Annotated in this window: 10 protein-coding genes and 1 pseudogene; 6 read left to right on the forward strand and 5 right to left on the reverse strand. The window is 60.3% G+C overall.

Features of this window, described 5'->3' with window-relative positions; genetic code table 11:
- The first annotated feature begins 149 nt into the window (after positions 1–149).
- Positions 150–482 carry a cupin domain-containing protein gene (locus RKP46_RS19800; protein ID WP_311108220.1) on the forward strand — a complete coding sequence of 111 codons (333 nt, stop codon included), beginning with the start codon at positions 150–152 and terminating at the stop codon, positions 480–482.
- A 2-nt stretch (positions 483–484) separates the two neighbouring features.
- Here the strand turns inward: RKP46_RS19800 and RKP46_RS19805 are convergent, their stop codons facing one another.
- The 5 genes and pseudogenes from RKP46_RS19805 to RKP46_RS19825 all read right to left on the reverse strand — a co-directional run.
- On the reverse strand, positions 485–1,237 hold the full coding sequence (locus RKP46_RS19805) for a helix-turn-helix domain-containing protein (protein ID WP_311108221.1): 753 nt from the start codon (positions 1,235–1,237) through the stop codon (positions 485–487).
- A 673-nt stretch (positions 1,238–1,910) separates the two neighbouring features.
- Complete coding sequence (locus RKP46_RS19810; RefSeq protein WP_299072892.1) at positions 1,911–2,318, reverse strand: hypothetical protein; 408 nt, start codon at positions 2,316–2,318, stop codon at positions 1,911–1,913.
- A gap of 54 nt (positions 2,319–2,372) precedes the next feature.
- Complete coding sequence (locus RKP46_RS19815) at positions 2,373–4,712, reverse strand: hypothetical protein (RefSeq protein WP_311108222.1); 2,340 nt, start codon at positions 4,710–4,712, stop codon at positions 2,373–2,375.
- Positions 4,713–5,423: 711 nt separating this feature from the next.
- The gene (locus RKP46_RS19820; protein ID WP_311108223.1) at positions 5,424–6,131 is read right to left on the reverse strand and encodes a hypothetical protein; all 708 of its coding nucleotides are present in this window, start codon (positions 6,129–6,131) and stop codon (positions 5,424–5,426) included.
- A 571-nt stretch (positions 6,132–6,702) separates the two neighbouring features.
- A pseudogene (locus RKP46_RS19825) lies at positions 6,703–7,021 on the reverse strand (transposase zinc-binding domain-containing protein); the annotation flags it as partial.
- A gap of 232 nt (positions 7,022–7,253) precedes the next feature.
- Between RKP46_RS19825 and RKP46_RS19830 the strand changes: the two are divergent.
- From RKP46_RS19830 to trbB, 5 genes are all read left to right on the forward strand, one after another.
- The gene (locus RKP46_RS19830) at positions 7,254–7,514 is read left to right on the forward strand and encodes a type II toxin-antitoxin system ParD family antitoxin (RefSeq protein WP_311108228.1); all 261 of its coding nucleotides are present in this window, start codon (positions 7,254–7,256) and stop codon (positions 7,512–7,514) included.
- Positions 7,514–8,152 carry a type II toxin-antitoxin system RelE/ParE family toxin gene (locus RKP46_RS19835; RefSeq protein ID WP_311108224.1) on the forward strand — a complete coding sequence of 213 codons (639 nt, stop codon included), beginning with the start codon at positions 7,514–7,516 and terminating at the stop codon, positions 8,150–8,152. The genes RKP46_RS19830 and RKP46_RS19835 overlap by 1 nt, the downstream gene beginning before the upstream one ends.
- 10 nt (positions 8,153–8,162) lie before the next feature.
- A complete protein-coding gene (locus tag RKP46_RS19840; protein ID WP_311108225.1) occupies positions 8,163–9,212 on the forward strand; it encodes a PDDEXK nuclease domain-containing protein in 1,050 nt (349 codons plus the stop codon).
- Positions 9,213–9,636: 424 nt separating this feature from the next.
- Positions 9,637–10,008, forward strand: a complete 372-nt coding sequence (locus RKP46_RS19845; protein ID WP_311108226.1) for a transcriptional regulator — start codon at positions 9,637–9,639, stop codon at positions 10,006–10,008.
- A gap of 333 nt (positions 10,009–10,341) precedes the next feature.
- A partial coding sequence (gene trbB / locus RKP46_RS19850) for a P-type conjugative transfer ATPase TrbB (RefSeq protein WP_311108227.1) occupies positions 10,342–11,260 on the forward strand: 919 nt, incomplete at its 3' end.

The raw sequence follows: 11,260 nt of genomic DNA on the forward strand, positions 1-11,260 counted from the left end.
CCGTTCGCGGGATGAGCGAGCGCCTCAGCCCTCTGGGAGAGGAAGACGTAACACGTGTTAGCGTCCCCGTTTTGCCGCCATGAGCGGCTCACATGCCGACCGTCCCCGGCTCTGCCGCGGAATGGTCGCCTTGTCAGGGGAGTATTGCCATGGCACTGTCACACGCCAAGTCGGGCGATCTGGTGAACACCATCAATGCCAGCGCCACGCTTGCCGGCAACACTTCGGCGACGCTGGTGCGCGATGATCATATCGAGATCCTCCGCCTCGTCCTGGGCGCCGGAACCCATATGCAGGAGCACAGCGCTGCCGGTGCCATGACCTTGCAGTGTCTGAGCGGCGAAGTCGACCTCAGCTGTCACGGTAAAACCCACACGCTGCAGCCCGGCGACCTTATCTACCTGAACGATGCAGAGCCGCACGCATTACATTGCAAACAGCAAGCCATCCTTCTTGTCACCCTGATCTTGCATCGAAAATGACTTCAGAGGCATGGGTGCAGCGATGACGTCGGCATCTCAGAACCCGATGGTCTGAACACGGAGCCTGTCTCGGCCACACGCTGGACGCTTGCCTTCCGGTATTCGGACGCAGAAACCCCGGTGTAGCGGCGGAAAATCCGCGTGAAGTAGGACAGGTCGTTGAAGCCGACGGCAAACGCGACCTCGGACACGGTCACCCGGGGCGATGCCAGAAGCTCCCAAGCCTTGGCCACCCGGCTGCGCAGCAGGAAATCGCAAAAGGTCCGGCCGTGCTCGCGTTTGAAGACGCGGCTGAATTCGGACACGCTCAGATGGCACAAGCTGGCCGCCTTGGCCAGCGAAATCCCTATGTCCAGGTGGGCGCGGACGTAGTCGCTGGCCGCCGCGGTGGCGGTGCGTGGCATTGACCGGCCGACCCGTTCGCCGAACGGGACTGGTTGCGAAGGAAACAAATTGTGCCGCTCCCCCGTCGCTCGTGTTGTTTCTGCGAGGCGATAGAGCGCCCTAGCTCGCCAAGCCAGTTCCTCAAAGGTGACCGGCTTCACCAGGTAATCCCAGACGCGCGAGCGGAATGACCAAGTAGCCAGCGCTTCCGAGTGGGCCTCGGTCAGCATGAGAATCGGCAGCGGCGGAAAGTACAACTTGGTCGCCTGCAGCGTTTGCAGCCGGCGCCGGTCGGGCTGGTCGAATTCGAAGCAGATGAATGAAGGGCGATGCACTGTGATCGCCTCACCGATCCCTGGCGGTTCGCTCACCTTGATGCCCTGAAAGGCAGTCGCCAACTCTTCGCAGACGCTCGCTTCGGCACTGGCGACGCGCAAATCGACCCACAGAAAGCGTTGCCGATTGGCAGCGCGGCCTGCCGCTGGCGGTGCCGCCTCGGTCGACGTAGGCACGCCCCGTTGAACCTTCTGGATTTCACGTTCCGTTGGCACGGTCACCTCCCGCTCGATGTCACTCCGAGGCCCTGCTCTTGCGAACCCTTGGGGGTGGCAGGACCTGCAGATCCGGGGACTATTGGTCCAGTCCAGGAATGACGATGTTTTCGGGCCGAATGCAAAAAAGCTTCGTTATATTATAGGCAACACTTGGGAAAAGTCATTGATCAACCTGGCTCTTGCCCGTGGGTAAACGACGGCTTTGCCGATCGCCGACTCATGGCCATGCGGTCAAGCGTTTACCCGGCGGAAGAACGGCGTTGCGAGCAACGACTCCGCGTCACGCGCGTCGACTCGCTGCTTCGGCGAGGCCGCGGAGAATTCGTAACGCCGGCCAGTCGAACTGCCGTGGATCACCACCGGCGAGTGCTCCAGGTAGCGCAGCACGACCTGTCCCGACGCGCCAGCAGCACCGCTTGCCGCCGCGCCAATAGCGGATGCGGCCGGGCGTGCGCCGCCAGATCGTTGATAAACGGACGACGTCGCGGCGCTAACGTGCGCCACCGGCGGACTCGCCGTCTGGCTTTTCTTCAGCGCTTCCCTGCCTTGGCCACAGCATCCCATGATCGATATCTCCGCCGATTAAGAGTGGTGGTGCCTGGATTGCCTCAACCTGCCGCCCACAGCGTTCGAGCAGGCAGGCCGCGCCCGACAGCCCGAGCCAGGCGATCAGCCAGGTGAGTAATTCCGTACTGAGGATCAGTGCCAGCGGTGCCGCGACCCACAGGCTGAGACACTGAAAACAATCCATCAGATGACCGATGCCGCTGTCCCCCAGCGCTCTCCGCAAGCGAAGTACCAAGTCCGCCGGCCCGTCCTCGTTGGCAAGCAGGTGGGTCAGTCGCCACGCCGCGAGTGTAGTCAAAAACAATGTCGGCCAGAATCCGATCTCGGTCATCGCTGCGTCCCCGGGGAGGGGTCGGTTACGGACCGGCCCCTTGTGTGCTTCAAGTCAGGTGGGCTTCAGGTCGTTGCAGATCTTCACCGGCCACGAGGCGTGCGCCCAGTTGATGCCCGAAGAGCGCACAGTACGGTCGTAAACCCACAGGTCGAAGGTGTAGACGCAGCATTCCTGGCGCGGGATCGTGAAGGCGTCCGGTACCGCGTAGGGCAGGCTGCCCTTGCAGGCGAGGTCCACCGCCCGCAGATCGAACTGAGCCAGCGTACCGTAGACGTCGCCGGCGTGCGGATCGAGCGCATTGCATGGATCGCACTTCCCGATGCGCTTGGTGCCCTTGAAACACGGTGCAGTTGGCCCCATGGAAATAGGGATGGTGATCGTGGGCCCGCCCTGTTTGGTGACGTGGATCTGGTAGTAGTCGAAGTTGTCGTTCGGGCGCGTTAGCGGCAGTGCATCGTTGATATACGCGTCGTAGGCAATGCCGGACAGCGGCAGGTTCCATGCCGCGGAGCATTCGGGCGGATTGGCGAACTGGCTGACAAACAGATCCTGGCACTTCGGCACGGCATCGATGCGAACTTTGGCGCAGATCGGCTTGTTGTCGATCCACAGCCGCTGGGTGTCGCAGTAAAGGTTGCCATCGGTATCCTCGACCATCAGGCGCAAGGTGACCAACCCGCTCAGTTCGCAGAGCCCGGTGTGGCTTGGCCAGCACGATGGATCGAGGCGCGCCTGGGGCTCCGAGTGCAGGCAGTACGGCGGGAAGAACACCGGCACAATGCAGTCGGTATTCCAGACGGCGGTCAGGTTGGACGTATCCTTGCGCATGTTCGAATCGCGGTACTGCCAGACCGTGTTGAACTCGACCTTCCAGATGTTGCTCCACCCGGCGGTGAAGCAATCGAGTTCGAACCCCGGCTTGTAATCGATCATGTAGCGCTTGATCCGCTTGCCGTCGCAACCCCCGACGAAGGCGCCGCCGTAGATGTGCAGGCATTCGCCGAACGACATCTCATCAGTGCTCGGGAATCGTCGCCAAGTGCCTGGTGGGTCTTCGCAGATGCCCGGCACGCTCTCGATGAATCGCGCGTTCGGATCGGCCCAGACCGTGTCGAGCGCGGCGCCGTCCACGCTGATGATTCGTACTTCCTGCTTGAACAGGGAGAACCGCGTCGGACAAACCTGGGTTGTGCCCTCGACCGAGAAGACGGTCATTTGGATGAAGTACAAGCCGGGATCGCGCGCGCTGGTGTCGAAATAGGCCAACAACCCGTTATTGACAGCGAAGTTCCCCTGCGCGCCCCCGCCGGGTGGAATCGGCGGATAGTGGAAATCGGACGCATGCCAGTTGATCCCGTCCTGCGACCATTCGAGCACATAGTGGTGGAACATGCCACCGGCCGCCGTTCCACGGACGGCGACGACGAGTGCCTTGAGCTCGACATTGACCTCTTCAGGGACGCAGCCGGTCGGCTCGGTCAACTCGCAGCTCAGCGGGCGGAAGCACTGTCGCAGGCAACGCCGATAGAAGAGCAGACAGCGGACGAAATCGCGCAGGTTGCGAATCCGCGCCAGGCAACAGCCGAAGCGGATCGCGCACAGACACCAGCAGCGGCAGAACCAGAACCACGGCTCTTGCTGGTGCTTGGCAAACATCTCTTCGCCCAGCAAGGCAGGCGCCACGTCGGGGGCCAGCAGGCGCTCGAAAATGGAGCCGGCGGTATCGTCGTCTTCCAGACAGTCAAGCTTGCCGCTAATGATTTCGTCGGGAATCCCGCTCGGGAATTCGGCGCTGGCCAGTTGATCGGAGAGGTAGGGCTTGTAGGCCGCCGCCATTGCCTGCACCAGCCGCGCGAAGTCGGCGCGCTCGGCGACATTCAGCGCATCGCCGACTGGCGTGCCAATCGCCTGGCGAACGCAGCGCCAGAAGCGGTACAGGTAGTAGTTGGACGTCCGGAAGGTGTGCGGTCGGCGACACAACAGCCAGCCGAAGATGATGCAGCAGCGAATATGCAGCAGGCACCACCGCCAGCGCTCGATCGGCCCGAGCAGTTCGCGCGCATTCGCCGGCAAAAGGCGAACGGCCACCTCTTCGGTAAGGAATCTGCCGAGCAGTTGGTCGGCGGCGGCAAACTCATCTTCACAATTGGGCCCCGCTTCGAGCACTTCCTTGGTCAGCTCGTCAGGCGCGTCCACTCGCGCCAGATCGGCCTCCAAAAGCGGCTTGTAAGCCTGCAGCAGCTCGCGCAAGGCGAACTGGAAATCGGGATCATGGACATCCTCCCTATCTGCGGGACTGAGTTCCCTGACCACATGCGTCAGCGCTTCCGCCAGCTTGGACGGTGCGCTGTTGCCGTCACCCGGACGACTACCTTTTTTCTCTTGTGCCATGTCAGCCTCCTGTTCCACACCAAGCGTTCACCGCTACCCGACGGCAGCCGGCCCCGTCGCTGAAAGTGTAGGCCATGGCCAAAACCGGGGTTAGGACAAAGCTGCTGGCGATTGGAAGGATCCTGCGGTGGTGCTCGGCACCCAGTGGGTGGAAAAGCCCTACACCCCCCCGATTGGCAGGAGTATCCGGTGCGCCATGTCAGCTGCTTACTTTTAGGTCTGAAGGATAGGAAATCCAACCGGACCAACGAGAGCATATCGTTCTGACAGAAAAAGCCGCTTATTGGACAGTCTGGGGGCCGTGAGCGTTTTAGTGAGGGCGGCCAACGGCACACCACCGAAGACGAGCGCCGAAACATAGACGCGCGTATCGGCAACGACAACCGTCACAGCTTGGTCTCGGGACCGCGGCCAGCCCGCTCGCGACGCACTTGGGATTTGAGGCGCAGTGGAACGGAAAACCGGGTTAGGCCTATGTCATTTGCGGGGTTCAGCTTTTCCAGCCAGCAAAGCTCGCCACGACCGCAGTCCCTTCGAATCGTGAGCTTCCGGTTACGACCCAAAGCGGAAGTAGCCCGATTAGGATAGCGGACGTTCAGCGTTCGAGCTAACCGGACCGTTGCGGTGTGTGGCTAAAGGCTCAGAATGAAATGGCGGGCATTTAGCCGCATGCCGCAATGGCTCCGGTTGAGCGAATGGTAGGCGGCATTTTCACTTGTGATGAGCGTCAGCAAGCGTCTTGACACCGAAGAACATGTTGTCCCTTTCATTGGCCCACTTTCGGAGGGCCTGGGTGAGCACCTGCTGATTGGCGCCAAGATGCTTCAAGTTGTACTCGTAGAAGTGCTCGCCGCCGATGTCCGCTGGTAAGGAGGAACCCTCCTGCTTAAAGAGAAAGGTTGCCTTTCCGAGCGCATCTGCTAGCCCCAGTTCGTAGTACACATTTGGATTTGGAGTTGTGACATCAGCAACGATGACTCCTGCCTGCGTAATGCTCCTCCAAACATTTGTCCGGAGGTCACCCAAGCGTACTATGGAGTCGCCACGAGTGGCTTCAAAGCCAGCATCCTCGATTCCAGGTTTGAACAGATTCTCGTATACCTCGTTGGACCATGGCTGACTGAAGGGCATGACGACAAATGCTTCTGGGTAGTCGACCCTTATGTCTTGATCGGTTTCAGGACCCTTAGCAAGGGTAAATGTGCTTACGAGCTGCCTGGCGGCCTTAGAGAGTTCGAAGGCGTTTCCAACCCGCTTTACCACGCTGGCATCTTTCAGAATTTGCCACGTGTCAACGTCGCAGTGGACTCCAGCGTTCCGGAGTTCGTCTTCGGTTAGAACCGGGCGAGCACTGCGCCCGCTGCGATGAGCGTACTGATAGAGCAGGTGAACCATCTTCCACTCCTGGTGTCGGCTCATCTCGATCTCCTTTTAGGTAGACGATTCACGGTGATGGGTTATGCCGCCTAACGTCGGGTAGCCGAACACGGTTGCCCGCGCCCGGCCCCCTAAGAACCGTGCTTGCGCCTTTCAGCACACACGGCTCAAGCCTCTACAAAGGCATCTTTCGATACCCGGTTTCACAACTTTCATTCGGGCATACTACAGGTTTCTACGGCAACTGAGATGTTGCATCTGAAGGTTGCTTGCGGCATCCGATCCGCCATCCGTCCGTTTCACGATGTGGCGAACACCCCAGGGAGTGCTCGTCGTGATGGAATTTTGACAGACCGAACACAGGCCGTCTTGCCTTTGCCAGACGCGGTAAAACTTCCTGCGACCGCACACTGAATACAGCATTTTCTTGCCCCATCGGGCCTCGAAGTACTGTTCCCATTGGCGGTCATGCGGGTTCGCGTCAGCTTTGATCTTGACATGCCGTCTTATCGGCGTATCCGACTCTAGCAGCAAGGTAAGTTCCCTTTTCGTTCCATCCTCTTTTTCTTCTGTTGCGGCAAATACCCAGCTTCGGGTGCCTCGGGTCTTGAAGTACCAGCGCATGCAGATGGACATGTCGGCCGAGATCCTGCTTCCACGTTATGCAGCACCAGCAAGAACGCCGACACGCCGCCCAGATGTCGCGGGTTGGCGGCGAATTCGGTAAGCGTTGCCGATACCGCGGAGAACAGCGTCTCGTGAAGCGACCGTGGTGCGGCGGCAATCAGGCCATTGAGGTCGTGCGGCAGCGTGAACACCAGGTGAAAGTAAGGCACGGGCAGCACTTCACGCCGCCTTGCGGCGACCCAGGCTTCCTTCGCCCGGGTCTGACATAGCGGGCAGTGCCGGTTCCTGCACGAGTGATAGACGTGCCCAGACGTCGACCAATCGGAACTTGCTTTCTGCCCTCATGGAAAACCCCAAAAAGACAGAAAACTATACAAATCAAGGGGCTGTGAACAGCCCCTTTGTAACTCATTGAGCGTAAACGATTATTTTGGAGGGTTCACGACGATGGCATTCATGCGATTGCCCTGGGTCACATGGCAGTTATTGCCATCTTTTGCTGTTTGTGGCACTTTAGGTGAGATAAGGAGGTGCTCCATGCAAAGCATGAATATTTCGCTGCCCGACCCCTTAAAGAAGTTTGTGGATGGACAGATCGCCCAAGGCCGCTACAGCAGCGTGAGCGAATATGTACGCGAGCTGATCCGCGCCGACGAGAAACGCAAAGCCGAAGAACAGCTTGAAGCGAAGCTGTTGGAAGGACTGAGCGGCGCTGAGAGTGAACTGACCCCGGCGGACTGGAGCGCCATCCGCAGGGAAGCCTTGGCCAAGGTCGAAGCGCGAAAGAAACCGCGCTGATGCCGCTGGTCACCAAGCGCGCGGCCGCGCGGCGCGACCTGGTAGAACGGTTCGTCTATCTGGCCGAAAACGCTGGGCTGAACGTGGCCGAACGCTTCCTGAGCCCGGCCGAAGCCAGCTTCGCCGACCTGGCGCGGCAGCCCATGATGGGCGCACCGGTAACGCTCAAACATCCTGACCTGGCGGGCATGCGCAAATGGCGGGTCAAGGATTTCGACAATCACCTGGTGTTCTACCAGCCGCGCTCCGGCGGCGTGTCCATCGTGCGTGTCTGCATGCGGCCAGCGACTGGTGGAGCCTGTTGGGATTCGAGGCGTAGCGGGACGGAGAATCGTGCAGGATCGCGGCTTCGAAGGTGCCTGATGGCGCTTATGATAAAAGACGACATTCTCATTCGAGACGCCGCAACGGAAGTGAGCGCTTTTTTGTCGGACCTTACCCCAAATCGTCCCGGGCCACCCCGATCACTGTGTTCATCGGCAGACCGGCGCGATGGACGGCGCAGCCGTTCTTCGCGCTTCGTATCATGCCGGCTGGCCGACCTTGGGAGGCGTGCCGGGTCGATTCACGCTGAACTCCGCAACAGTGCAGCAGCCCGGTGGACAATTTCAGATCAACTAAATCGTCGCAAACCATGACTTCCCAAGCATGACAACCCTCATCCCTCCCGACTACGCCGCATGGCTGGCGGAGTTGAAGACCACCATCCGCACGGCGAGGCTGAAGGTCGGGCTCGCCGTTAACCGGGAACTGGTCCTGCTCTATTGGCGCATCGGCAAGGAGATTCTCGAACGGCAATCCGCCCAGGGCTGGGGGGCGAAGGTCATCGACCAACCGGCCCGCGACCTCCGTGCCGAGTTCCCCGACATGCGCGGGCTTTCCCCTCGCAACATGAAGTACATGCGGGCGTTCGCCGAGGCCTGGCCTGAAGAAGAATTTGTGCAGCAAGCTGCTGCACAAGTGCCGTGGTTCCACAACTGCATTCTTCTCGACCAGGTCAAGGACCGGCCGACGCGCGAGTGGTACATCCGCAAGACCATCGAAAACGGCTGGAGCCGGTCGGTGCTCGAACTCCAGATCGAGACAGCCGCCCATCGGCGCGTGGGTGCGGCGCAAACCAACTTCGATCGTGCGCTGCCGTCGCCACAGTCCGACCTGGCGCGCGACATCCTCAAGGACCCCTACACCTTCGACTTCCTCGGGATCACGGATGCGTCCAATGAGCGCACCATCGAAAAGGCACTCGTGCTGCGCCTGCGAGACTTCCTGATCGAGCTCGGCGTCGGTTTCGCGTTTGTGGGAAGTCAGTACCGTCTTGAAGTGGAGGGCGATGAGTTCTTCATGGACTTGCTCTTCTACCACACCCGCCTGCACTGCTACGTGGTGATCGAGCTCAAGAATTCCCCCTTCCGGCCCGAATACGTCGGCAAGCTCAATTTCTACCTCGCCGCCGTCGATGAGTTGGTGCGCAACCAGACTGTCGATGCGCCGACGATCGGTCTCGTGCTCTGCAAGAGCAAGAAAGGAACGGTCGTCGAGTATGCGTTGCGTGACATCCATACGCCGATGGGCGTCTCCACCTACCGCACCGCCCTGCCAGACGCCATGGCCGGTGTCCTGCCGAGCATCGAGGCGTTGACTGAGGAACTGCAAGCGCTCCAGAGCGGCGACCCGGACGATCTCGAACCCGATCATTGAAGCAATGCACACTCCGCGGTGGATATGCCGGACGCCTGCAACCCAAAATGCCCGAAAGCACTGGTCACGCCCAAACCCCAGCACCGCCAGAGGGTTACGAATGACTGTCGACTATTTTTACAGTTGGCGCTGCAGTTTTCCAGAAATCAGAATCAACGCATTGATTTTAAGCGTACGCGGTCATACGGCTTGATTTTTGCTTTCGATTTTCCGGGGGATCGTGAAGGGCACAGACGACGCCGATCATTGTCGGCTGTCGGTCTATCATGTCGACAGGCCATGTGCCGATTGACTGGCAGGCGCGGGCTGCAGAGCAACTTCTCCTGATGGCATCAGGCCGGACTTTAGCTAAATCGAAGTCCAGGATCAAGAACTTTAGCGGCTAAATTTAGAGGAGCCGCATCACCGGACGGCGACGGGCACTGTGCACAACCAAATCTTTTTCACGAACATCCTTCGCTTGCTCGACGAACGCGGCATGACGAAGAACGAACTGGCCGCAAAGGCCGACATCTCCGTCTCTTTCCTGTCCGACCTGACCAATGGCAAGGCGAACCCTTCATTGAAGATCATGGAGGCGATTGCGGAAGCCCTGGAGACGCCGCTGCCGACCCTCCTGGAATCGACCGACCTTGACCGTGAGAGCCTGGATGCCCTGGCCGGCGGGACCGCCCCGCGAAGTCTTCCCGAAGGCGTTGTGCGGGTGTCTGCGGTCCTGCCGGAGCATCAGGCCTTCATCGTCAAGAAGTGGGACGAAGCGGCACGGAGCAAGTTGCGCAAGCCGTCCTCGTCCTGACGCCAGGTGAGGGTCTTTAGCCGCTGAAGCCCTCCCTGCCCTCCTCCTCCCTCCTGCCTCCTCCCCTGCAAAGGCGCATTCCGCGCCGACCACGCCCAGTTCCGGATTCCACGATCCGCGCCTGACGAGCGCCTCGGCTTGTCACAAAGAACCACGTAGAAACACGTCCTCAACGCCAGTACACGCTATCCGCCCCATCGAAGTCGCCTGGTAGTTGCACACGGTCGCGTTCTGGTTCACCATAATCGTTGTCTTGCAAAGTTCTGGAATTCGTTATATCGTGTTTCGCAGATCGAAGGTTGACATTCAACCGAAGCAAACCGGGATCGATACATGACAGACATCGAAGAATCCGTTTCTTCCCTCAAGGATCGGGCGAAGAGAAAGCTGGAGCGTGATCTGGGGCCGCTCATCATGGACGCCCTGGCTGACCCCAGGACCGTCGAGATGATGCTCAATGCCGACGGCAGGCTGTGGCAGGAGCGGCTGGGCGAGAAGATGCGCTGCATTGGCAGCATTCCCTTTGCGCGCGCCGAAGCGATCATCAAGACGGTGGCCGGCTATCACAGCAAGGAGGTGACGCGGCACAAGCCGATTCTCGAAGGCGAACTGCCGATTAATGGCTCGCGCTTCGCCGGCCAGCTTCCGCCGGTCGTTCCTGCGCCCACTTTCGCCATCCGTAAGAAAGCCGTGGCCATCTTCACGCTCGACCAGTACGTCGAGGCCGGAATCATGACCGCCGCGCAGCAGGCGACCCTGACGGCCGCCATCAAGGCGCACCGGAACATCCTGGTGATCGGTGGCACCGGCTCCGGCAAGACCACGCTGGTCAACGCGATCATCAACGCCATGGTCGAGTTCGATCCGGCCGAGCGGGTTTTCATCATCGAGGACACCGGCGAGATCCAGTGTGCCGCCGAGAACTTCGTGCAGTACCACACCTCGCTCGAAGTGACGATGACCATGCTTCTGAAGACCACCCTGCGCATGCGGCCCGACCGGATCCTGGTCGGCGAAGTGCGCGGCCCTGAAGCGCTGGACCTGCTGATGGCCTGGAACACCGGCCACGAAGGCGGTGCGGCCACGCTCCACGCCAACAACGCCCGATCCGGGCTGGACCGCCTCGCCATGCTGATCAGCATGCACCCGGAATCACCCCGGCCGATCGAACCGCTGATCGGCGAAGCGGTGCACGTCATCGTCCATATCGCCCGCACCCCCGAAGGCCGCTGCGTTCAGGAGATCCTGGAAG

Source organism: Accumulibacter sp. (assembly GCF_031732815.1).
GTDB lineage: Bacteria > Pseudomonadota > Gammaproteobacteria > Burkholderiales > Rhodocyclaceae > Accumulibacter.